This is a genomic window from Paraburkholderia tropica, assembly GCF_914484835.1.
In the GTDB taxonomy this organism is placed as follows: Bacteria; Pseudomonadota; Gammaproteobacteria; order Burkholderiales; family Burkholderiaceae; genus Paraburkholderia; species Paraburkholderia tropica_A.
In genome coordinates this window covers 21,103-44,539 of the sequence record NZ_CAJZAR010000029.1, presented here as the reverse complement: position 1 = coordinate 44,539, position 23,437 = coordinate 21,103, and the positions used below count along the sequence as shown (strand labels likewise).

The window sequence follows — 23,437 nt, the reverse complement described above, 5'->3', positions numbered from 1 at the left end:
TCGACTGCCCCGGCTGCGCGTGGCCCGACCGCGAGCACGCCTCGACCTTCGAATTCTGCGAGAACGGCGTGAAGGCCGTGGCCGCCGAAGCGACCAGCAAGCGCGTGACGCCGGCCTTCTTCGAGCAGCACACCGTCACCGAACTGATGGCGCAGTCGGACTACGAGCTTGAGCAGCACGGCCGCCTGACCGATCCGATGGTCTACGACGCCCAGCGCGACCGCTACGTGCCGATCGAATGGGACGACGCGTTCGCGCTGATCGCGAAGCACCTCAAGGCGCTCGACGATCCGGACCGCGCCGCGTTCTACACCTCGGGCCGCGCGAGCAACGAAGCCGCGTTCCTCTATCAGCTGTTCGTGCGCATGTACGGCACCAACAACTTCCCCGACTGCTCGAACATGTGCCACGAGGCCACCAGCCGCGGCCTGCCGGGCACGGTGGGCATCGGCAAGGGCACGGTCACGCTCGACGACTTCGAGCACGCCGACACGCTGCTGATCTTCGGTCAGAATCCCGCGACCAATCACCCGCGCATGCTCGGCGAACTGCGCGAATGCGCCAAGCGCGGCGCGACCATCGTCTCGATCAATCCGCTCAAGGAACGCGGCCTGGAGCGCTTCGCGAGCCCGCAGCACACGCTCGACATGCTCTCGCCGAAGGGCGTGGAGATCAGCTCGGTGTTCATCCGCCCGCGCATCGGCGGCGACTTCGCGCTGATCAAGGGCATGGCCAAGCGCGTGATCGAAGTCGACGATCAAGCCGTCGCGCAAGGCACGGAACGCATTCTCGACGTCGCCTTCATCGCCGAACATACGGTGGGCTTCGACAGCTTCGCCGCCGATCTGCGCGCCGAATCGTGGGACACGATCGTCGCCGAAGCGGGCGTGCCGCTCGAAGAAGTGCTCAAGCTCGCCGACATCTACATCAAGGGCAAGGCCGTCATTTCGACGTGGGGCATGGGCATCACGCAGCACAAGAATTCGGTGGCGACCATTCAGCTGCTCTCGAATCTGATGATGATGCGCGGCAATATCGGCCGCCGCGGCGCGGGCCTGTGCCCGGTGCGCGGCCACTCGAACGTGCAGGGCGACCGCACGGTCGGCATCGAAGAAAAGCCGACTCAGGCGTTCCTCGACCGTCTGGGCAAGGCCTACGATTTCGAGCCGCCGCGCGAGCACGGCTATGACGTGGTCGAAACCATTCACGCAATGCTCGAAGGCCGCGTGAAGGTGTTCATCGGCCTCGGCGGAAACTTCGCGATCGCCACGCCCGACACGCCGCGCACCTTCGACGCGATGCGCTCGTGCGCTCTCACGGTGCACGTGACGACCAAGCTCAACCGCAGCCATCTCGTGCACGGCGAGGACGCGCTGATCCTGCCGACGCTCGGCCGCACCGAAATCGACCTGCAGAACGGCGTGCCGCAAGGCGTCTCCGTCGAAGACTCGATGAGCATGGTGCACATCTCGTACGGCATGAACCGTCCGGCGTCGAACAATCTGCTTTCGGAAATCGCCATCGTCGCGCGCATGGCGCACGCCACGCTCGGCAGCGAGAAGGTGGACTGGCTCGATCAGGCCGGCGATTACGCGAAGATCCGCGACGGCATCGAGCAGGTGTTCGACGGCTTCCAGAACTACAACGAGCGCCTCAAGCATCCGGGCGGCTTCCACCTGGGCGTCGCGTCGCGCGACCGCGTGTGGAAGACGCCGAGCGGCAAGGCGCAGTTCGTGGTGCACGCGATCGCACTCGATACGCCGATCCACCGCGCGCGCGCCGAACACGGCCAGAAGCTCATGACGCTGATGACCACGCGCTCGCACGATCAGTACAACACGACGATTTACGGTCTCGACGACCGTTATCGCGGCGTGTACGGCCTGCGCCGCGTGCTGTTCGCGAACCGCGAGGACATGACGATGCTCGGCTTCGAGCCGGGCCAGTTCGTGGATATCACGAGCGTCTGGGACGACGGCATCGAGCGTCATGTGACCGACTTCATGCTCGTGGAGTACGACATTCCGCGCGGCTGTCTGGGGGCGTACTATCCCGAGACGAATCCGCTCGTGCCGCTGGAGTCGATCGCGGATGGCGCGGGCACGCCGACGTCGAAGTCGATTCCGGTGTTGTTGATGCCGGCGAAGGCGGGGGCGGCGGCGTTGGCGGCTTGAGGGTTTCGCCAATAGGTCGTCACGTGGAATCAAAGAAATAGGCCTGCAAATGCAGGCCTTTTTTTCATGGGCGCAAGAATCGCTCAGTCAGCGATCACCCCGCCATCTTCCTGAACGTCTCCAGCACCGCCTCGCCCTTGAACGGCTTGACGATCCAGCCGCGCACGCCGGCGGCCTTGCCGCGCTCCTTCATCGCCGGGCTGCTTTCCGTGGTGAGCATCACCACGTTGACCGCCGTGTTCGCGAGTTCGCTGCGGATCTTTTCGACCATCGTGAGGCCGTCCATGTTCGGCATGTTCACGTCGCTCACGACGAGCTTCACGCCCGGATTCGCCTTCAGCTTCGCGAGGCCGTCCTTGCCGTCCACCGCCGTATCGACGTCGAGGCCGTTCTTGCGCAGAAAGCCCGCGACTTCGTCGCGCACCGTGCTCGAATCGTCCACCACCAGAATCTTTGCCATGTTGTCTCTTTCCTTTGCGCCGTGTGCGGCGCATCTTGACGTCAAAACAGTTCGAGTTCGCCGCTCACCGGTTCCGGCTCGGCGGCGGCCGCGGCCAGAGCGGCCGTCTCGTCGAAACCTTCGCGCGACCAGCCGAGGCTGAACACGAAACGCTGATCGATCACCGCCTCGCGGCCCGTCTTCGGGCACGTGAGCCGGTACTTGATGCACAGCTGCGGATTGTCCGAGCCGAACGACAAATAGCGCCGCCGATGATTGATGAGCAGCGGCACCTGCACCTGCGCACGCACCCAGCCGCCGTCGCCGGCTTCATCACCCGCGCCTGCACCCGCACCCGCATGGCGCGCGTGGCCGAGATAGCGGTTGCGGAACGCGCCCCAAACCAGATTCGTGAGTTCGCCGAGCACCCCGTTCAGATCGCGGAAATCGCTCGCTTCCTCGCGCGCGCCGCGCCCTTCGCGCGTCGGCAGCATGTCGATGAGCGGCGTTTCCTCGGTCTGCATCAGCAGCCAGCCACGGCACCACGCGGTCTCGATCGGGATCAGCGTGAGCACCTCGCCGAAAATGATGCGGTCGCGCACGATGCTCGGCGTGTCCCAGTTCACTTCGAGGCCCGGAAACAGCCCGCGCAGACGGCCGAGCGTCATGTCGGCGATACCGTCCACGAGCGGGTCCGGGTAGTCCTGCGAAAACACATGCGCATCGAGCGCGGCGTGCAGCGACTCGGGATCGCGCTCGTCCCAGCTCGCGCGCGGCACGCGCCGCAGCGCTTCGGGCAATTCGCCGTCCGTGGTCCGGCGCAGCACGATCGGCAGTTCCGGGCGCTCCACTTCGAGCGCCACGGCCACCGCCGCCGCCGCTTCGGCCGAACCGCCGAAGTCCTCGCCGAGCAGCACGCCGCCCAGGTCGTAGTGCGCGTGCAGCGCGGCCGCGAGCGCATCGCGGCGCACCGGCACGCCCATCAGGCGATGCGCGGCATCGGGTTGCGCCAGCGCCAGCGCGCGGGCGGAATCGCTTTCGAGCAGCAGCACCTTGCTGACCGGCTTGTTCGTATTCATACGTCTCTTTCCGACTTCCCTGCTTTACGTCACCGACGCGCACGCGGCGCGTCAGAAGAATTCGAGTTCGCCCGCGCTTTCGCTCTCGACCGCCATGTCGGCGGCCACGAAATCGAGCGGCGCGCGCGTGCAGATGCACAGCGTCGCGCCCAGCCGCACCGATCCGTCGAGCGTGAGCGCCCAGGACTTCACGCTATCGGGCTTCAGTTCGCGCAGATAAGGCAAACACTGCCCCGAGAGCGCATACGGCGTGGACATGCCGAGATCGGGAAAATGTTCGACCAGTTGCTGGTTCATCGAGCCGCAGCACAGATTGCCGAACTCCGTGAACGTTTCGATGAGCGGCCGACCCGCGCCCGCCGCCGACTCGCCCGTGTAATACGCGCGCGTTGCTTCGTCATCCTTAAGATGAATTAATAGCAACACACGAAACTGCATCGACGAGATCGTCAGCACGATCACGTGCTCGCCCTGTGCCACCTCGTTCGAGGCCGACGTGAATTCGCACGCGTGCTGCGCATCGGTCACGAGCCGCGAGCGCGCCGCCGCGAAGAAAATGCGCTCGAAACTGTCCTGCGCGTTCGAACCGATCATGCGTGCGCCTGCGTGTGCGAATCGAGCTGCGAATCAAGGTGGCTGTTACGCGATTCGTCGAGCTGCGTGCGCAACTGCTGCGTGAGCGAATCCACGCTCGCGAGCGAAGCCGCGATCATCTTGCCGCCCGCCTGCACGTCCTGGAACGTCGCCGCCGTAATCAAATCGTTGCGATGCAAGCTGTCGCGATAACTCTTCGACAATTCCTGCGAGCGCGTGGCGAGCGTGCGCACTTCGCCCGCGACGATCGAAAATCCCCGGCCCGCTGGGCCCGCGCGCGCCGCTTCGATCGACGCGTTCAGCGACACGATCAGCACATGGCTCACGATCGACGAGAGCTCCTGATTCTTCTGGTGCATGTCGTGGTTTTGCGCCATCAGCGAGATCATCTGCTCGTGCCAGCGCTCGAACGTCATCGACATCTGCCGGAGGCGCGCCGCTTCTGCCGCGATGCGCTCGACGCGCTGCAAGGCGTCGGCGCCGCGCGCGCGTTCGGCGGCCAGCGCCGCTTCCATCGCGTCGGCGACCGCTTTGCGTTGCGCGAGTTCGGCGCGCAGCGTCTCGATCTGCGCGGCCAGCGCGTCATGTTCTTCGGCGGCGCGCGACTGCGCGTCGTCGATTTGCGCCTGCGCCTGCGCGAGTGCTTCGTCGTGTTGCGCGAGTTGTCGTTGCGCAGCCGCGTTCGTGCGCGCGCGCACGCGCAGATGCAGCGCCGCCGCGACAATCGCCACGACCACGGCGCCCGCCAGCACGCCAATCAGATAAGGAAACACCACAGCCCCCCCCAAACCGCGCTTAGCTCAGCGCTTCCTCTTCCTGCTGCGCGGCGCGCGCCGGCTCGCCTTCGACGGCCCATGCGCGCGGCAGATACACGATCGTTTCGAAGTGCCGGTAATCGGAGCCTTCGCGGCTGTCGGTGAAGCGCAGTTCGATGCGGCCGCCTTCGCGTTCGAGGAAGTCGCGCACCGCGTCCATGCCCACGCCACGGCCCGACACTTCGGTCACCTGCTGCGCCGTCGAGAAGCCCGCGCGGAAAATGAAGGCGGCGATCGCGTCGTCGCTCGCCATCTCGTCTTCGGCGAGCCAGCCGCGCTGCACGGCGATGCCGCGAATGCGTTCGAGCGCGAGACCGCGGCCGTCGTCGGCGAGAGCGAGACGCAGTGCGCCGTCGATCACGTTCGCATCGACATGAATGCGGCCCGCGTCGTCCTTGCCTTGCTCGCGTCGCTGCGCGGGCGTCTCGATGCCGTGATCGAGCGAGTTGCGTAGCAGATGCGTGAAGACGTCCTTGACCGTGCCCGCCGCTTCGCTGCGCAGACGCCAGCCGTGATCGTCGATCTGCACGACCGGCGCGGCCTTGCCCAGTTCCTGCGCGAGCGACGGCAGCGAATCGAGCACGCCCGCGAGCGCGTCGCGCACGCTCTCGGTGCCGAATGCGCCCAGCACGCGGCGCAGTTCGGTGCGCATCGCGCGCAGCGAGTCGAGATCGTGGTCGTTGGCGTCGTCGATCAGGCGCAGGCTCGCGTCGATCTGCTCGCGGCCGATGGCGATGCTGCCGTCTTGCGTGCGGCCGCCACGGCCGAGGCTGTCGGTGTTGATCGACGCGTAGTGGTCGACCGCTTCGCGCACGCGATGCAGGTCGGCGATCAGCGCCTGCTGATCCCACACGTGATCGGGATCTTCGCGGCGCAGCGCGTCGTAACGCTGCTCGACTTCGTGCACCACGCCCGTGAGATGCTGGAGGCTATACGTGCGCGCGTTGCCCTTCACCGTATGCATGTTGCGGAACAGCGCGGCGACGGCGTCCATATCGGCGCAATCGTGCTGGCGAATGATGCGCTCGTTCTCGTGGATAAACGTCTTCGAGCTTTCCACGAAGCGATGGAACTTCTCTTCGCTGACCGCGAGAATTTCGCCGATCATCTGCAGGCGGCGCTTCTGCTCGCCTGCTTCCGCCGCGAGTTCGCGCAGCTCGGTCACGTCGCGCACGCAGAGCATCAGACGCACGACGACGTCGTTCTCGTCGGTGATCGCCGACCACGACAGATCGAGCACCTTGGTTCGGCCATCGGGCATCGTACGCGTGATTTCGTTCACGAGCAGATGCTGGTTGAACGCGAAGTTCACGTCGTCTTCGCCGAGGCACGCGTGCACGGCGGCGTCGATCTGCGAGAGCGTGTCGGCGTCGAGTTCCGTGTCCGAGAACACGAGGTCCATCAGCGAGCGGCCCGCGATCTCGCTGGTTTCGAAAATCGCTTCCAGATAGGCCGAGTACTCGTTGTGGATGGTCGCGCCTTCGACCACCGTGAGAATGCCCTGCTGCATGTTCTGCAGCATCGCCTGAATGTCGGCGGTCTTGCGCTTGAGCTGCGCCGAGCTGTGCTGGATCTTCTCGATCATGCCGTTGAACGCGACGATCGAATGACCGATCTCGTCGAGACGGCCCACCGGCACGCGGCGCGTGAAGTCCTGGCTCGTGGCGATCTCGCTCATCTCCTGCTGCATGCGCGAGAGCGGGCGCGTGATCTGGCGATACAGTAGCAGGCCGATCACCGTGAGCAGCAGCACCGCGCCGCCCGTCACACCGGCGATCGCGCTGGTGGTCGTGTCGAGCATGCCGTTGAGCGCGCTGATCGCGTCGTCCTTCTGGCGGTTCTTCTCGACGCGCATCGTGGTCACGATGCCTTCGAGTTCGTCGCGATACTGCGCCACGTTCGCGAACAGATAGGCCTGCGCCAGTTCGTTCTTGCCCGCGGCTTTCATCTTCGCGGTGTCGTCGATGGCGCTGAAATAATTCGTGATGCTTTCCTGCGCCTGCGCGACGAGGCCGTCCTGCGCGTGGCTCGCGGCGGCTTTGCGCTGCACGTCGAGCGCGGCGCGCAAGTCGGCTTCCTTCTTCTTGAGGTCGTCCTGCGCGAGTTGCGCGGTGGTCGCGTCGGGCGCGTAGACGAGCGTCATCGTCGCGAGCTGCACGTCCTTCACGATCGAGACGAGGTCGGAGGAAGCGAGTGCGCTCGGCACGACGCCCTGCGTGACCTGATGGACGTCGGTGGCACTGCGGCGCGTCTGATAGACCGCGTAGCCGCCGATGGCGGACAACGCGACGAACATCAGCACGATGAGAAGCGTGATGCGGTGACGAATGGTCATGTGTAAAACCCCCGAGCCGCACCGTGCCGGCCGCGCTAATGGTTGCGCGGCTCGTGACACGGGAGGCCAATTATTCAAAGGGAATTATCGGCGCATCCGTATGACGAAATGATGAACGTACTTAATTCGTGTACTAGCACACAGACTCTAATTCTTTATTGTGCTTAATGGCGCGGTGAGCGAAAGCACCATGAGGTCTTCGTCGAAATAGTCGTTGGCGATGCGCATCGCGCGGGGTTCGGTACCGTAAATTTCGAAGCCGAGCGCGCGGTAGAGCGCCTGCGCGCGCGGATTGCGCGCACTGACGCTGAGCTGAACCTGCTCCAGGCCGAACGCACGCGCGCGCTCGATGGCGCTTTCCATCAAGCGGCGCGCGAGGCCGGTGCGCCGGTACGCGGGATCGACGAACACGCCCCAGATGAGCGATTTGTGCGCGAACTTCACACGCGGCTCGCGCCGCCAGCCGACGATGCCCACGAGCCGCTCACCGTCGAACGCGCCGAACACGCATTGCCGATCGGTTTCGCGCACGCGCGCGAGGTTCTCCTCGCGAGTCCAGCGCGCCTCTTCTTCGGGCGTGGACACGATGGCGAACGGCGTGTCTTCGGCGGCTTGCACGCGCATGGCGCGAAAGGCGTCGATATCGTTTTCAGCGAGCGTGCGGATGGTGAGCGGCGCGGCGTTCGGCACTTCGTTCATAGGCGTAGTCTGGCGATGGCGGCGAATCCGGGAGCGAGCAAGGTAGCACGGACGCGCTTGCCCGCCTCGCCCGAATTCCCGCCCGCTTTGCGCTACCATCAAGCCTTCACGCTGTTTTTCCGCGAGCCCGCCCATGCCGTCCACGTCCGCCAACGCTGCCAGCACGCTGGCGCCGAGCACCCCGAGCTTCTGGCGCGACGACGCCCTGCCCTTCATCGAAGTGCGCGCCATCGCCGATGGCCGCAAGGTCAGCTATGGCCGTCACGCGCACAGCACGTTCTCGATCGGCGCGGTCACGGGCGGGCACAGCAGCTATCTGAACGGCAATACCTTGCAGCACATCGGCGCGGGAACGGTGGTCATCATCAACGCGAACGTCGTGCACGCGTGCAATCCGGCCGCCGATGAACCGTGGGCGTATCGCATGTTTTATGTCGATGTGGACTGGCTCGCGAATCTGCAACGCGCGCTGGGTTTCGGCGCGCAAGACGGCCTGCGCCCGTTCGAGCCGACGCTCACGCGCGATCCCGCCTTGTTCGCCGGGCTCAACGCGCTGTACGACACGCTGACCGGTCCGCGTGAAAGCGTGCTGAACAAGGAACGCGCCGTGACGGCGTATTTCACGGCGCTGATTCAGGCCCTGCACGAAGCCGTGCACCCGGCCATGCAGCCCGATCCCGCGCCGCTCGCCGCGCGCGAACCGAACGCGCGTCTCGCGCGCGCCGCCGAATTCATCGACGGCAATTACACGCGCGCGCTCAAGCTCGACGAGATTTGCGCCGCCGCCGACCTCTCGCCTTCGCATCTGATCCGCGCGTTTCGCGAGCAGTACGGCATGACGCCGCACGCTTATGTCGTGAACCGGCGCATCGAGTTCAGCCGCGCGCAATTGCGGCGCGGCCACGCCATCGCCGACGTCGCCGCCGAAGCGGGTTTCGCCGATCAGGCGCATTTGCAGCGCGCGTTCCGGCAATTCGTCGCGGCGACGCCTGGGCAGTATCGCGGCTGAAGGCTCGGGCCGGCGTCAAGCAAGCGTCAGCCGAACAGCAGCCACATTGCGCTGGCCGCCAGCAGCGCGGCCATCAGCCGGTTCACGAAGCGCACGCGCGACGGCTCGCGCAGCGCCTGGCGCAGCGACGCGCCCGCCCACGCCCAGCACGCAATCGACGCGTAGCAGACCACGAAGTAGATCGCGGCGAACTGCCAGACCAGCGCCTTCTCGCCCGACGCCGCGTACGCGCCCATGCCCGCCACCGAGGCGAGCCACGCTTTCGGGTTCAGCCATTGCATCGCCGCGCCGGTCATCAGCGAGGGGCCGCGCGCGTCGCGCGAGGCGTCGATACGGCCATCGTCGATGGCGAGCCGCCACGCCACGTACAGCAGAAACGCCACGCCCGCCCATTCGATCGCGCGCGTGAGAAACGGCCATTGCGTCAGCAGTTCGTGCAGGCCGAGGCCGATCAGCAGCAACAGCAGCGCGAAGCCCACGGTCGCGCCCGTCACGTGGCGCAGGCTCGCGCGCAAGCCGTAGCGCGCGCCCGCGCCGAGCGCGACGATGTTGACGGGTCCGGGGGTGATGGAAGTGGCCAGCGCAAAGGCGGCCATGGACAGGACAGTGCTCACGATTCTCCTCGATACGCCGGGCGGCGATGATTCAGCGTCGAGCGTACGCAGCGCGCGCCCACGCGTATTGAAGAAAATGACCGTGAGCGTGTCGACATCGCGAAACCCGCGAGGTCAGCGACGGCGGCGAAATGGGCGTGCGGCGCAACTCGCGCTATCATTTCCGGCCTTCTGCTCGCCGCGCGCGGCTATCTACGGCATACGCGCGGACGACGCACTCACCGGACTATCGACGTGAAAAAGATCCTCATCATCGGCATCGGCGCGGGCGATCCCGACTATCTGACCATGCAGGCCATCAAGGCGCTCAACGCCGCCGATGTGTTCTTCGTGATGGACAAGGGCCCCGCGAAAGACAAGCTCGTGGCGCTGCGCAAAGAGATTTGCGCGCGCTTTATCGAGGACCCGAACTACCGCATCGTCGAGGCGACGAGTCCCGAGCGTCGGCGCGACGGCGTCGAATACAAGGCGGCTGTCGACGAGCTGAATCGCGACAAGCAGCGCGTGTTCGAAGGGCTGATCGAGCATGAACTCGCCGATGGGCAATGCGGCGCGTTCCTCGTCTGGGGCGATCCCGCGCTCTACGACAGCACGATCCGCATTCTCGATGCGATCCTCGCCGAAGGGCGGCTCGCGTTCGAATTCGAGGTCATTCCGGGCATCAGCAGCGTGCAGGCGCTGGCCGCGAAGCATCGCGTGCCGCTCAATTTCATCGGCAAGCCGGTGAGCATCACCACGGGGCGTCGGCTCGTCGAAAACGGCTTTCCGGGCGATGCCGATAGCGCCGTCGTGATGCTCGACGCGCAGAACGCCTATACGCAACTCGATGGAGAGGATCTCGACATTTACTGGGGCGCGTATGTGGGCACGCCCGACGAGATTCTCGTGGCGGGCAAGCTCGATGACGTGAAGGACGAGATCGTGCGCGTGCGCGGCGAGGCGCGCGAGGCGAACGGCTGGATCATGGATACGTATCTGCTGCGCAAGCGCGGCGTGAAGGACTGAGGGCGTTCGAGCGCGAGCGATTTATCGATGCGCGCGTTCAGGCGTTGACGGCTTCGCTCGCGCGGTTCGCCGCCGTGCGCCGCCACGGCACCACCGCGAACAGCGACGCCGCGACGATCAGCGCGCCGCCCGTCCACGCGGCCACGCTCAGGCGCTCGCCGAGCCACACGCAGGCGAACAGCGCGCCGAACGCCGGTTCGCTGCCCATCAGCAAGGCCACGCGCGTCGGGCTGCTGCGGCGCACGGCGTAGTTCTGGGTGAAGAAGGCGAAGAGTGTGCAGGCGCCGACGAGCCACGCCACGCTGCTCCAGAACGGCCAATGCGCGGCGAGCGTGGGCAGCGGCTGCCACTGTCCGCGCGCGAATACGAGGGCGATCACCGCGCTGCCGGCCGCCACGCAGCCCGCCTGCACGGCGGTCACGGCGAGCGGCGCGACCGCCGCGTCGCGCATCACGCGCCGGGTCACGCAGACGGAAACCGCGCGCAGGAGCGCCGCGAGCAGGATCAGCGCGTCGCCCGCGTTGGGCCGGTAGTCGCCGCCCGCCAGCAGCCACGCGCCCGCGAGCGAGACGGCCACCGCCGCCCATTCCGCACGCGACGGACGCCGCCGCAACATCGCCCATTCCGCGAGCGGCGTGAGCACCACGCACAGGCTGATCAGGAACGCCGCGTTCGACGCGCGCGTGAGCATCACGCCGAAGGTCTCGCACAGGAAAATCCCCAGCAGCAGCGCGCCCGCGCAAAGCACGCCGCCGAGCGCGCGGCGCGACGCCGTGCTCAACGTCCGCAGCGCGGGCGAGAGCAGCACGAAGGTGATGCCGAAGCGCAGCGCCAGCAACCCCAGCACCGGATAGAACGCGAGCGCGTCCTTCACCACGCCGTAACTCGTGCCCCAGACGAAGGCGACGACGAGCAGCAGCCAGTCGGCGAGATGCATCGATGGATGGCGTGGAGCGGACATGGCATGAACCTCGTTGGCGGACATTGCAGCGCAAAGCGACGGAAAACAGCGGCGAGCGCCTATTGTCCAGCCTTGCATTCGTCGCGATAATCGGGTCGTCGCGCACAGCTTTTATGTCGCAAACGCACAAATTGCGTCATCCACGCTTCGTCGGGAAACGATGAATCCGAACACCCTGTTCGCCCTGCTGCCCGACCTCGCCGCCTTCGCGCGCGTGGTCGAAGCGGGCAATTTCTCTGTGGCCGCGCGTCAGCTCGGCAGCACGCCGTCGACGGTCAGCCGCCAGATCAAGCGTCTCGAAGAAGCGCTGGGCGCGCGTCTGCTGGAGCGATCGACGCGTCAGGTGCGCGTGACCGAATCGGGCGAGGAGGTGTATCGCCATTGCCGCGACATGGTGAGCGCGGCGGCGGGCGCCGTCGACGCGGCGGGCCAGCTCGCGGCCAAACCGCAGGGCCGCGTCAGCGTGAGCGCGCCCACGGCCTATGCGAAGACCGTGATTCATCCGCTGATTCCGGGCTTTCTGCGCGAATGCGCCGATGTGGACGTGCAGCTCGTGTTCGCCGATCACGAACTCGATCCGCTGCGCGACGGGCTCGATCTCGTGATCCGCCCGACGCGCACGCCGCCGCCGGGGCTCGCCGCGCGTCAACTGGGCGAGGTGCGCTGGCTGCTGTGCGCGTCGCCCGCGTATCTGAAAACGCGCGGCACGCCGAAGACGCCGCGCGATCTCGCGCGGCACGATTGCCTGTGGCTGGGAGAGAGCGCCGACGATCATCGCTGGCGTTTGCGTCGCGGTACGCAGACGCAGACTGTCGAGGTGAAGGGCCGCTATATCGCGAACCACGCGGGCGCGCGGCTCGAAGCGGCCATCGACGACTGGGGCGTTGCCTGCCTGCCCGAGTTCACCGCCGCCGACGCGTTGCGCGCCGGCGACCTCGTCGAAGTGCTGCCGCAATGGACGTTCGAAGCGCGCGCCTATTTCGGCCCGGTCTGGCTGCTCTATCCGCCCAACCGTTTTTTACCGCCGAAGGTGCGCGCGTTCATCGACTATCTTGCGCGGCATCTGGGCTGACTGGATCGAGCGCGGATTCAACCCAGCCCGACGCACACACCCACGACGATCGAACCGATCAGCAGCACCGCGCCGATGGTCTTGCGTTTGTTCAGCTCGGTCCACAGCAGCACGCCCGTGAGCGAAAGCAGAATCAGCGCGCCCGCGAAGGTGTCGATGAACAGCACCCAGCCGATGCTCATGCCCACGCCCTTGTGCAGATTCGTGATGGTCGCCATCAGCGAATTGTCGGTGCGCTTGAGCGTGACGAAATCGTTGCCCACCCAGTATTCGACGGCCACGTTTTCATGCGGCGCCGTGAACATCATCTGCCAGTGCTCGGGCTGCACGGTCTCGCGATCGCCCCAGGCCACCTTGTGCTCGGGCTCCTTCTGCACGCGGCCCATGCGCTGCGGCAGCTTCAGATCAGGCTGCGACTTGAGCCACTTCGCCATCTCGCGCGGCGTGTCGGGCGCGGGATCGGGCACGGGAAGCTGCATCGACGACACCTGCGGCGCGCCCGGCGAAATGCGCAGCGGCTCCATGCGGTGATTGAGCACGAAGCCCGTCACGCCGAACAGCAAGCCGAGGGCCGCGCCCCACAAGCCCACCCAGCCATGCACCTTGCGCAGCCACTTGATGAAGGTGGCGCGGCGCGAACGTTTCGCGCGTTCGGCGCGTTGGTTATCGTCGATAAAAACGGCCGATTCGGAAGAACTCACGTCTCACTCCAGATACGCAAAAGATTGTGGTAGCAGCCCACGAGACTGCGCCGCGCCTGGGCGTCGGCGTCGCTCGCGTTCAAGCGTTGGATGGCGGTATCCATGTCGAAAAGCAGCGCGCGTTTCGTGTCGTCGCGCACGAGGCTCTGCACCCAGAAGAAGCTGCCGACGCGCACGCCGCGCGTGACGGGCTTCACCTGATGCAGACTCGTGGCCGGATACACGATCATGTCGCCCGCGGCCAGCTTCACTTCCTGCACGCCATAGGTGTCTTCGATCACGAGCTCGCCGCCGTCGTACTCCTCGGGCGCCGAGAGAAACAGCGTGGCCGACACATCGGTGCGCAGCTTCAGGCCGTTGGGCAGCACGCGCACCGCACCGTCGACATGCGAGCCGAACGTCATGCCGCCTTCATAACGATTGAACAGCGGCGGATAAACCTGATTGGGCAGCGCGGCGCTGATAAAAAGCGGATTGCGCTCGATGGCGGCCAGCACCACGTCGCCGAGTTCGCGCGCGATCGGCGTGTGTTCCGCGATCTGCTGATTGCGCTTGACGGGCGCGCCCTGCCACCCGGCCGTTGCACGGCCATCGACCCAGGCATCGCCCGCATTGTCGAGCCGTTCGCGCACCGCGCGCACCTGCTCGGGTGTCAGTACATTGGGGATGTGAATCAGCATTATCGCTTCCTTCTTCGCTGGCTTACAGTTGACTTCGCGCCGCACGTGTTACGCCGTATTTCAGGCCTTGTTTCAAGCGGTATTGTGCACTTCGCTTCGTACGTCGATCGCACCGGACGCGCCAAAGCCCGCATGATCATGCGGGCTTTGCGTGACATCCGCGTTGCCGTGCGCGCGTGCATCGAAGCAACGTTCAAGCGTCGCCGATTCGATGCGCGCGCACACGATTACTCACACGACGGCGCGGCAACTCCAGTCGTCGAACCGATCAGAGGCGGTAGTCGAACGTCGCGAGCACCGTGCGGCCAACGCCCGGCACCGAACGCCCGCCATCCGACTGGATCAGCGCATCGTAGTAGAACTTGTTCGTGATGTTCAGCACGTTCAGACGCACGTCCCACTTCTTCGCATGGTATCCGGCCATCGCGTCCCAGCGCGTGTAGCCGCCCACTTCCACGTAGTTCGTGTTGGCCGCGTAGCGCGAGGACATATAGGTCGGACCGCCGCCCACTTCCCAATGCGGCGCGAACGCGTAGGTGGTCCACAGCGTGAAGGTGTTGCGCGGCGTGTTCGCGGGCGTGTGGCCCTGCGTGCCGTCGGCCGCCTGAAGCACGATGCCGTCCATATACGTGTAGCCCGCGAACACCTGCCACTTGTCGGTGATGTGGCCCGTCGCGCCCGCCTGGAAGCCGCGCACGCGAATGTCGCCTTCGAGCGTGTACTCGCCCGTCGAGGTCTGCGTGCGCGCGTTGTCCATTTCCTGCTGGAAGAACGCCGATGTCACCGAAAGATTGCCGCCAAGCAGATCCCACTTGCCGCCCACTTCATACGACTTGGTGTGCTCCGGCGCGAGATTCTGCGTGTTGTTCGTGACCGTGAGCGCTTCGAGCGACGGATCGAACGAGGTGCCGTACGAGAAATAATACGACTGCCAGTCGGTCGGCTGATAGATCGCGCCCGCGCGTACGCTCGTGAACGTGTTGGTCTGGTCCGCATAGTTCGGAGCACTGATCGTATTCGCGATGTGCGCCTGGAAGCGATCCCAGCGCACGCCGCCAATCAGTTTCCAGTGCTCGCCGATCGACATCGTTTCGTTGAAGTACGCCGCGAACGTGGTCGCGCCCGACTCCGCGTGATTGCCGACCGTCTGCGTGACGTTCGAGGGCGTCGGGATATAGACCGGATCGAGCAGCGACACAATCGGCAGATTGTTGCGCGTGTACGCCTGATTCGTATAACTGTCGTGACCGATCTCGATGCCCGCGAGCATCTCGTGCTTGAGCGGTCCCGTGTTGAACTTGTACGTAGCCATCGTATCGTTGTAGATCGAGTGGTTCTCGATCACGCGATCGTGGCTCGCGAGCTTCACATAGAGATCGGAAAGCGGCAGCGTCGTGTAGTTGCCATTCTTGAGCGCCGTGCTCGACGCGAGCGGCCCGGTCAGCACCGCGCCCGCCGCGGTCTCGCGCGCATCGGTGAGCGAGTGCGAGAACTGCGTCTGGTTGCTGATCTTGAACTGATCGTTGAACTTGTGATCCACGCGCGCGGACACGGTCTGCACGTCCTGAATCGTGCGGTCGTCGGTGAGACCGTAATAGGTGCCCTTCGACGGCGCGAACGCGTGACCGTTGATCGACTGCACGCCGTAATCGGGCTGATCGTAGTTGTGCTGGATGAGCGCCGAAAGCGTGACTTCCGTGGGCGTGCCGATGCCGAAGCGCAGCGTCGGCGCGAAGCCGTAGTCCTTGTTCTTCATCTGGTCGCGCGTGGAGCCGAGCGACTGGCCGAACGCGTTCAGGCGGAACGCCGCGTGGTCGCCGAGCGGACGATCGACGTCGACGGTCGCGCGATAGCGGTCGCTGGTGCCGACCGTCGTCGAGACTTCGGTGATCGGCTTGAGACCGGCCTGCTTGCTCACCTGATTGATCACACCGCCCGTCGAACCGCGCCCGAACAGCATCGACGACGGGCCGTACAGCACGTCGATCGATTCGAGGTCGAAGGTATCGCGATAGTACTGGTTGCGGTCGCGAAAGCCATCGAGATAGATGTCGTTCTGCGCCGTGAATCCGCGCAGATTGATGTTGTTGCCGATCTGGCCGCCTTCCGCGCCGCCGATTGTGATGCCGGGTGCGTTGCGCAGCGCATCCTGGAACGAGGTCGCGCCTTGCGATTGCAGCAGCGCCTTGTTGATCACCGTGACCGACTGCGGAATGTCGCGCAACGCCGTGGGCGTCTTGGCGCCGACCGACGATTTCTCGGCCTGGAAATCCTGCGACGGCGCATCGGCCGACACCGAGACGGCGGGCAGCGTGGCGCCGTCCGACGCGGCGTTCTTGTTGGCGGGCGCAGCGGCGCTCACCGCCGAAGCGGCGATGGGCGCGCTCTGAGCGAACGCGGGCGATGCGATAGGTACGGCAAAAGCCAGCGCGAGCGCACTCGCGAGCGGCGTCCTGTTCAACATGGGGGTCCCTGTGCGGCGAAAAGCCAGTCGATGGAACGCGCGAAGGAGGCGCGATCGACGCGGATTCTGTTGGCTGGCTGGCCGCCCCTTCAGTTGACGAAGGCTCGACGACAGGCTGGCTAGGTTGGATTCAACGAGCCCGGAACGGTGTGGATCCGGGCAAGCAAATGAGAATCAGTATCATTCCAGATCTTTCCGTTTATTTCAATTGATTGATGCGTTTCAGCTACAAAGTGTGGGGGTTTTTTATATTCAACTGGATTAATGGAAATGTAATTTTGTGGATTGGTTTATGTAATTTTTTGTTGGCGGGATATTTGTCTGAGTTATTGGTTTATTGGAGGGTGTGTGAAGAATGGAGGCTTCGAGATTTAGGCAGGATTCCGCATTTCTTTAAATTGGAGATTGGGACGAGCGCATGCTTGACCTGTGGAGGCCAATAGAGAATGCGTATAGGTGCGCCAACGCCGTAATCGCATTAACGAGCTATCTGCACCATGCCGGACGCCGCGCATCGGTTCACGCCGTGCATCGGCTTGGTAACAAGGCGCATATCCCACACTCACAGCGCCTAAAACCTTATCCACAGAAATTGTTGGCAGCCCTGTGCGTAACCTTGGGGCGAATGCGCCAACCCACTGACGCAACTGCGTTTTTTTCGGCATCGCATGGATTTGGCACACCACACTGGTTGACGCAAAAACAGGCAACAGCTTGTCCACAGAAATTGTTCAAAGCCCTGTGCGTAACCTTGGGATATCGGAGCTAACTCTTTGATGCGCAGCGAATTGTGCGCGTCACGCTCGCGATGTGCAGCGCGCCGCCTGAACGGTACGTGCGCTGCCTGGCACCGATGGCCATTCCAATGCGTGCGGGCGGGAGCACTGTCGTAGACGTTCGACAAACTCCCACCTTCCAGTGCTTCGGTTGCCCGCCGCGCATCGTCCAGACTCTGGCGGCTTGCACGGCAAAACCTTCTGCATTCACTCGTGCACGTGCTGCCGGAAAACCGTCGTGCACAGGTTGCATCAGCGCTGATATGCCTTCACCCGTGTGCTCACCGAGACGCCACCTGCTTATTCGACCATCCAGCCACTATCGCCTTCTTCGAGCACGCCACCATGGTCTGTATGGTCCCCCTTCCGCGCGACTGCATGACCTTCGATTTCGCAATTCGCGGCTCCAGTGATGATCGTCGCGCCGCAGCTGATGCGATCCGTCACACGGGCAATGGCCTTGCCATTGACAGTCGCTTCAGTAGCGCCAGTAACGATAGTGCCCGGTCCGTGCAGTGGGCAGGAATGACGGTGGCCAACGAGCGCGACGGGTTTCATAAGAACTCCTTCATTATGATTGAGAAATTGCGCGTTGATTGGACAATGATTCGGCTTAATGGTCCAGACGCAACTGCGAGATCATTGCCGTGTGTCAGCGGGTACTGGCGAACTCCTCACGCCGTAACCCTTTATGCTGGCTGGTTGCTGCGGCATGTGCGCCACCTGCGCCCGGGATACATCCGGGAGTGGCTGCGGTTGTTCGACCTTGAGTGTCAGGGCCTCGTTGCTACCGGTCCAGAAACGACGGTAGCGAAGATAACCCTCCAGGTCCCAACTGATCGGCATGACCTTGCGGCACTCGTAGAGGAACTGATCCCATGGCCGGAACCCGGCCACCGAGTCGTGTATATAGCCGCCGAACAGTTTCGCTTCGGCAGCGTCGACCGTCGGATGGGCGCGCATACGTTTCAACACGGCGCGGGCTTCGGGCGCAAGCAGGCGGACGGTTCTCAAATTGCTATTCAGGAACAAGCCGCTTGTTACGGCTTTGGGTAACAAGCGCTCCGCCAGATAGACGGGTTTCCAGATGCCTTCGGTGTTGTCCAGCGCGGCAATGTCATCGAGCAACAATGCGTTGGCACCGTCAAGGTCATCGTGATCGCTGGAATTCGCACTGACGCGTGCGCGCCACGGTAGTTGTGTATAGCTGTGGCGTGCCTGGTAGCGCCATGCAAGGTAAGTCATCAGCCACTGCGCGGTCTGGCGCTTCTCGCCGCCACGTAAGCGGTGGAAGTTTTCGTAGGCGGCTCTAAGGTTGTCGTGAACCAGGAACGGGTTGTAGGCGTCGGCTGCTGTGCCTGTGACCGCGTTCTGAGTCTTGAGTGGTGACCCCGCCGCCTGCGCGGCCCTCAGCATGATCGACAACGAAATCTGCGAGAGCTTGTCGCTGTCGCATTCGTCCATTGTTCCGTCGATTGTGCCGCGCCCCTGCTCATTCGGCAGATAGCCACCACCCACGTCCGAATGCATACCAGGAAAGGCGAACTCATGGCAATTGGCGGGCAGTTTTCCGGCCACGCTTACGAGGTCCACTGGAAACGAAGCGCGATTCTCGTGCATCGCCACCAGATGCAGGCAATTCCTGACCGCCGCCGGTACGCGCAACCATTGCGGTTGCGCCCACATCATATGGCCATTGGCCAGGTTGCCGACAAGAGATGGCTCATTGGGTACACCCACCGAAGCAACCGTGTCGAACAGGCCGAGAAAGCGCACAGTCAGCGGCAGGCCACATAAGGTCCCGTTAGCCGCCAGTTCACAGAGCCAGCTACAGAACACCCGGGCCGCTGCAGACCCACGCGAGAAGCCATAGATGTCGACCATGATCTCCACCGGCTTGGGCTTGCGCGACTTCTTGATGTAGTCCTCGATGTAGTGCATCTGAGCGCGATAGAAGTCCGCAGCGCTTTCCCGATTGGTGGACATGCGGTCGGTCAGCAGACCGCCCAGCGTTGAGCGCCGGACCTTCTTCAATGCCGCCGAGTCCTCGGGGTTGTCGTAGCCGGAGTGGAGAAATCCGGTCGATCTGTTTCGGCAGAGTGCCTTGATGGTGTCGTCATCGAACACGCGGGCCAATTGGCCCGGCGACGCGGCCCTAACAAGGGTGTTCAGCAGTTGCAGCAGGGCTAGGTGAATACGTCCTTCGCCCCCGCGGCCCATTGCGCCACCCATCGGCGCGGGTTTGTCCTCGCCAATTGCCGGGCATGGTGTGCCCACCCCTTCGATGTAGATTCTGTAATACCCTCGATCCGGCTGATCGGGATACGCGGCAAGTAACCGGGCGACATTGCTGTGCTTGCGTCGCGCGTATTGCGAGCCTTGCGGGGGAGTACAGCCGTCATCGTCGTTCCAGTCCTTGTTGTTACCGGTGCCATCGAAAAACACGCCAATGTTCAGCGTGACCTCGCAGTTCTCGGTGTGGGGGAGTCGCGAAGGAAAGACGCGCGTGATGCCAGGCGTTGTGCCGAGCGGATGCATACCAATTTCCACGGTCATGAAACTCGCTCCTTACATTTCGTGCATGTGGGGATTAGGAAACCAGTTCGGGCAATGCTTCATCGGAGGCCAGACATCCCACGGTTCTTTCTGCGGAATGTCGTTGTCGGGATCGGGATAGCCTGGCGGCCAGTACCCCTTGTCGGTGGACACCACACGCACGGTCCCATCGCGCATGAAATGCACGTATATGTGTGCGGGATAGTCGTATTGCGCGACGGGCACAACGGCTTCTCGATTCTCGCCGGTGCAATCGCGCCAGTTGGTTACGTTCCACGTCACCTTGACGGTCAGCCCCGGCGTCCAGTGCAGCGGCAACCGGGCGCAGCAAATGTCGCTTCCGCCTTTCCCCGCCTGAAACCCATCTGTTCCATTCACCGTGAAATGCTGCACGCTCACGTGATCGGGAAGATGATCAATACCGGTCAGCATGACGGCGTCCAGTCGGTTCTCCGCTGGCGCTTTGCGGCAACCTGTAACGCTCATGCAGAGCAGCAACAGTGCGGTCATGGCGAGCACGACAGAACGAAATCCGATATCGATTCCTCGTCGCCGCTCCTGCACTGAGAAACCCGAACACTTTTCACTCACTGGACCTCCCGATGACGCTGCTGTGCTTGTGCCGCGCGCCCGGCGTCGCGCCGGGCTTATGCACACCAACCTTCTGGCTCATGGATTCGCCTCATGAAACAATGACGTCTTTGCTGTATAGATGCCTGCAGTGAAGGGTTGATGGCCAAATCTTCCACGGCTATTTCTGCGGAATGTCGTTGTCGGGATCGGGATAGCCTGGCGGCCAGTACCCCTTGTCGGTGGACACCACACGCACGGTCCCATCTCGCATGAAATGCACGTATACGTGTGCTGGATAGTCGTATTGCGCGACGGGCACAACGGCTTCTCGATTCTCGCCGATGCAATCGCGCCAGTTGGTGACGTTCCACGTCACCTTGACGGTCAGGCCCGGCGTCCAGTGCAGCGGCAACCGGGCGCAGCAAACGACCCTTGCGCCATCGCCCGCCTGAAACCCATCTATTCCATTCACCGTGAAATGCTGCACGCTCACGTGATCGGGAAGATGATCAATACCGGTCAGCATGACGGCCTCCAGTCGGTTTTCTGCTGGCGCTTTGCGGCAGCCCGTAACGCTCATACAGAGCAGCAACAGTGCGGTCATGGCGAGTACGACAGAACGAAGTCCGATATCGATTCCTCGTCGCCTCTCTCGCAGCGGGAAACGGAAACACCTTTCATTCATGGCAACTTCCGATGACGCTGCTATGCCTGAGCCGCATGCCAGGCGTCGCGCCGAGCGGATGCGTGCCGATCTCAATGTCCATGGTCAGTATTCCTTACATGTTGTAGTCGATATCCGGGTTATTGAAATTCTGTGGACAATGCTTCATCGGAGGCCAGACATCCCACGGCTCTTTCTGTGGAATGTCGTTGTCGGGATCGGGATAGCCTGGCGGCCAGTACCCCTTGTCGGTGGACACCACACGCACGGTCCCATCTCGCATGAAATGCACGTAGATGTGCGCGGGATAGTCGTATTGCGCAACGGGCACAGTTGCCTCATGCCATTCACCTTTACAGTCGCGCCAGTTGTCTTCGCTCCAGCGCACCTTGACCGTCAGGCCCGGCGTCCAGTGCAATGGGAGCCGCGCGCAGCAAACGACCCTTGCGCCATCGCCCGCCTGAAACCCATCTGTTCCATTCACCGTGAAATGCTGCACGCTCACGTGATCAGGAAGATGATCAATACCGGTCAGCATGACGGCCTCCAGTCGGTTCTCCGCTGGCGCTTTGCGACAACCCATGACACTCATGCAGGGCAGCAACAGTGCGGCCATGGCGAGTACGGCATGACGAAAACACCGTAAATCGCCAGTCATGATGTTTTTCCAACGACACGAGCCACAGACCAGCGTCGGATGATGCTCGTGCTGCCTTCTTGCACGGCCTCGCGCACGACCGAAACGAATTCATCCGATGCCATCGCGGCACCGCGTGTTCTCCATGCCGACTCGTTGACGGCCACCTGGATTCCCGCATCCCGAATATCCTGCGCTCTCACCCACTCGCTGGCTTGCCGGGTCCATTCGTGGCGTTCACCCAGCGTACCGAGCGTCGCCGATTCAGGACAGTGATCCAGCGTTGCCTGCAGCAGTTCGTGATAGCGGCCCTGCCGAATGAAGCGCGTGAGTTGTTCCGGTGTGAATTGAAGGGGCAATCCGCTCGACGTACCGTTCCACTCGATGTCCCGCCTGAGTTCCAGGAAAGCCTTGTCCGGCGTGACCCATACCCATCGCTCGACATCCGCCATCAGGTCATGCTGCTGTTCGGGCGTTGCCACCTGACGCAGCGCCGAAAGCACTCTCGTGTCCGCATAGCGCAGGAAGTACCGGCGGGGCGCTTCGTGCGTGGTTTCGACGTAGCGCAACCGGGACAGGTGCTCAGCGAGACTTGCCAGCGATACGCGGGAGATAAGCAGGCTGGCGGTAAAGCGGCGACTATCCTCGGCGTTGACAAGCCGATTGGCAAATGCCTGCACCGCTTGCGTGTCGGGCACCAGGATCGGGCCCACGGCCGCCGCCTCATCACCGAGATCGCGATAGAGATAGATGGCCTGTGTCGTCTGAAGTGCATCCAGAGATTCACCGTGCTCTCGCAGCAGCGCGCCGTCGAACAGGTATGCGCGATTCGGGCTCATGCCGGCACCAACCCACCGCCCGTCGCAGCAGCACGAAGAAAGCACGCCAGGCAGAAGTCACTCTCCTGCCCGGCGTTGGGATGCCCCTGGATGCCGAACACATTGCCCTTGCCTTCGCCACCCGCCTGAAGCGGCCCCTTGAGCTTGATGGCGATGCCTTCGATAGTGATACCGTTATCGTCTATCGTGATCGACCCACCGGGTCCCCGCAATACAGCGCGTTCACCGGCCTTCAGTTCGTACTGCTGCGTCTGCCGCTCGATGCTCTGACCCGCGCTGAGCTTGTGGTGACCCTGCACGGTGGCCTCGACATGCCCGCCCACGTCGATGATGTGATTCGCCGTGGTCTGGTCCTTGCGGTGGTTGCCGACCTGCTCGACGCGATCCTTGCCAATATTGATCGTGTGATTGCGCTCGATGGAGAGCATCGCGTCCTGACCGATGGTGTGCATCCGGTTGTGTCCGATGCTCACCTGCTCGTCGTTACCCACGCTCTCCGTGCGGTCGTGACCGATGTCGATCGTTTCATCGTGTTCGACGTTCTCCCGGCGGTCGTTGCCGATGAAGGTTGTTTCATCGTGATTGACGTGGATGTTCTGATCTTTCTGCGCGTGAACGTAGATTTCCTCCTGGTCCTTCTCGTCCTCGAAACGCAGTTCGTTATAGCCCTCTCCCTTGTGCGTCTGACTTTTGATCGTCATGCGCGTCTTGTGGCGCGGCAGTTCGTAGGGTGGCAGGTTGGTCGCGTGAT

At 63.6% G+C, this 23,437-nt stretch carries 22 protein-coding genes; 4 read left to right on the top strand and 18 right to left on the bottom strand.

Annotation, left to right across the window (positions count from 1 at the left end; translation table 11 throughout):
• Positions 1 to 2,174, top strand: a 2,174-nt coding sequence (locus LDO54_RS03560; RefSeq protein ID WP_436975493.1) for an FdhF/YdeP family oxidoreductase, incomplete at its 5' end; no start/stop codon positions are given.
• A gap of 94 nt (positions 2,175 to 2,268) precedes the next feature.
• On the opposite strand, the gene LDO54_RS03555 is transcribed toward LDO54_RS03560, so the two are convergent.
• From LDO54_RS03555 to LDO54_RS03530, 6 genes are all read right to left on the bottom strand, one after another.
• Entirely contained in the window at positions 2,269 to 2,634 is a 366-nt protein-coding gene (locus LDO54_RS03555) for a response regulator (RefSeq protein WP_065064350.1), read from the bottom strand.
• 41 nt (positions 2,635 to 2,675) lie between these two features.
• Entirely contained in the window at positions 2,676 to 3,692 is a 1,017-nt protein-coding gene (locus LDO54_RS03550) for a chemotaxis protein CheX (protein WP_224006448.1), read from the bottom strand.
• 51 nt (positions 3,693 to 3,743) lie between these two features.
• The gene (locus tag LDO54_RS03545) at positions 3,744 to 4,286 is read right to left on the bottom strand and encodes a hypothetical protein (protein WP_224006445.1); all 543 of its coding nucleotides are present in this window, start codon (positions 4,284 to 4,286) and stop codon (positions 3,744 to 3,746) included.
• Positions 4,283 to 5,062, bottom strand: coding sequence for a methyl-accepting chemotaxis protein (locus tag LDO54_RS03540; RefSeq protein WP_224006442.1), 780 nt, complete (start codon positions 5,060 to 5,062; stop codon positions 4,283 to 4,285). The genes LDO54_RS03545 and LDO54_RS03540 overlap by 4 nt, the downstream gene beginning before the upstream one ends.
• A 19-nt stretch (positions 5,063 to 5,081) precedes the next feature.
• Entirely contained in the window at positions 5,082 to 7,436 is a 2,355-nt protein-coding gene (locus LDO54_RS03535) for a HAMP domain-containing protein (RefSeq protein WP_224006439.1), read from the bottom strand.
• A gap of 147 nt (positions 7,437 to 7,583) precedes the next feature.
• On the bottom strand, positions 7,584 to 8,135 hold the full coding sequence (locus LDO54_RS03530) for a GNAT family N-acetyltransferase (RefSeq protein WP_224006436.1): 552 nt from the start codon (positions 8,133 to 8,135) through the stop codon (positions 7,584 to 7,586).
• 133 nt (positions 8,136 to 8,268) lie between these two features.
• Here LDO54_RS03530 and LDO54_RS03525 point away from each other — a divergent pair, with 133 nt between their 5' ends.
• Positions 8,269 to 9,144, top strand: a complete 876-nt coding sequence (locus LDO54_RS03525; protein ID WP_224006433.1) for an AraC family transcriptional regulator — start codon at positions 8,269 to 8,271, stop codon at positions 9,142 to 9,144.
• A 26-nt stretch (positions 9,145 to 9,170) separates the two neighbouring features.
• Here LDO54_RS03525 and LDO54_RS03520 read toward each other — a convergent pair whose 3' ends face one another.
• The gene (locus LDO54_RS03520; protein ID WP_224006430.1) at positions 9,171 to 9,758 is read right to left on the bottom strand and encodes a LysE family translocator; all 588 of its coding nucleotides are present in this window, start codon (positions 9,756 to 9,758) and stop codon (positions 9,171 to 9,173) included.
• A gap of 234 nt (positions 9,759 to 9,992) precedes the next feature.
• Between LDO54_RS03520 and cobF the strand changes: the two genes are divergently transcribed.
• Positions 9,993 to 10,763 (top strand): precorrin-6A synthase (deacetylating), encoded by a 771-nt coding sequence (gene cobF / locus LDO54_RS03515; RefSeq protein ID WP_224006427.1) that lies wholly within the window; start codon positions 9,993 to 9,995, stop codon positions 10,761 to 10,763.
• A 37-nt stretch (positions 10,764 to 10,800) separates the two neighbouring features.
• On the opposite strand, the gene LDO54_RS03510 is transcribed toward cobF, so the two are convergent.
• Positions 10,801 to 11,724, bottom strand: a complete 924-nt coding sequence (locus LDO54_RS03510) for a DMT family transporter (protein WP_224006424.1) — start codon at positions 11,722 to 11,724, stop codon at positions 10,801 to 10,803.
• 160 nt (positions 11,725 to 11,884) lie between these two features.
• On the opposite strand from LDO54_RS03510, the gene LDO54_RS03505 reads away from it, so the two are divergent.
• Complete coding sequence (locus tag LDO54_RS03505; RefSeq protein WP_224006408.1) at positions 11,885 to 12,796, top strand: LysR family transcriptional regulator; 912 nt, start codon at positions 11,885 to 11,887, stop codon at positions 12,794 to 12,796.
• A gap of 17 nt (positions 12,797 to 12,813) precedes the next feature.
• On the opposite strand, the gene LDO54_RS03500 is transcribed toward LDO54_RS03505, so the two are convergent.
• From LDO54_RS03500 to LDO54_RS39185, 10 genes are all read right to left on the bottom strand, one after another.
• Positions 12,814 to 13,497 (bottom strand): PepSY-associated TM helix domain-containing protein, encoded by a 684-nt coding sequence (locus tag LDO54_RS03500; RefSeq protein WP_224006405.1) that lies wholly within the window; start codon positions 13,495 to 13,497, stop codon positions 12,814 to 12,816.
• Positions 13,494 to 14,177, bottom strand: a complete 684-nt coding sequence (locus LDO54_RS03495) for a Fe2+-dependent dioxygenase (protein ID WP_224006402.1) — start codon at positions 14,175 to 14,177, stop codon at positions 13,494 to 13,496. The genes LDO54_RS03500 and LDO54_RS03495 overlap by 4 nt, the downstream gene beginning before the upstream one ends.
• Positions 14,178 to 14,445: 268 nt before the next feature.
• A complete protein-coding gene (locus LDO54_RS03490; RefSeq protein WP_224006399.1) occupies positions 14,446 to 16,641 on the bottom strand; it encodes a TonB-dependent receptor in 2,196 nt (731 codons plus the stop codon).
• A gap of 1,076 nt (positions 16,642 to 17,717) precedes the next feature.
• Entirely contained in the window at positions 17,718 to 17,975 is a 258-nt protein-coding gene (locus LDO54_RS03485) for a PAAR domain-containing protein (protein WP_224006396.1), read from the bottom strand.
• 81 nt (positions 17,976 to 18,056) lie between these two features.
• Positions 18,057 to 19,973 (bottom strand): T6SS phospholipase effector Tle1-like catalytic domain-containing protein, encoded by a 1,917-nt coding sequence (locus tag LDO54_RS03480; RefSeq protein ID WP_224006393.1) that lies wholly within the window; start codon positions 19,971 to 19,973, stop codon positions 18,057 to 18,059.
• Positions 19,974 to 19,985: 12 nt separating this feature from the next.
• Positions 19,986 to 20,483 (bottom strand): DUF3304 domain-containing protein, encoded by a 498-nt coding sequence (locus LDO54_RS03475; protein ID WP_224006390.1) that lies wholly within the window; start codon positions 20,481 to 20,483, stop codon positions 19,986 to 19,988.
• A 241-nt stretch (positions 20,484 to 20,724) separates the two neighbouring features.
• Positions 20,725 to 21,150, bottom strand: coding sequence for a DUF3304 domain-containing protein (locus LDO54_RS03470; RefSeq protein WP_224006387.1), 426 nt, complete (start codon positions 21,148 to 21,150; stop codon positions 20,725 to 20,727).
• A gap of 175 nt (positions 21,151 to 21,325) precedes the next feature.
• Positions 21,326 to 21,868, bottom strand: coding sequence for a DUF3304 domain-containing protein (locus LDO54_RS03465; protein WP_224006384.1), 543 nt, complete (start codon positions 21,866 to 21,868; stop codon positions 21,326 to 21,328).
• Positions 21,865 to 22,686: a DUF4123 domain-containing protein gene (locus tag LDO54_RS03460; protein ID WP_224006381.1), complete on the bottom strand. Its 822-nt coding sequence runs from the start codon at positions 22,684 to 22,686 to the stop codon at positions 21,865 to 21,867. Before LDO54_RS03460 ends, LDO54_RS03465 begins: the two co-directional genes overlap by 4 nt.
• Positions 22,683 to 23,437: bacteriophage T4 gp5 trimerisation domain-containing protein (locus LDO54_RS39185; RefSeq protein WP_436975492.1), on the bottom strand; the 755-nt coding region annotated here is incomplete at its 5' end. The genes LDO54_RS39185 and LDO54_RS03460, both read right to left, overlap by 4 nt.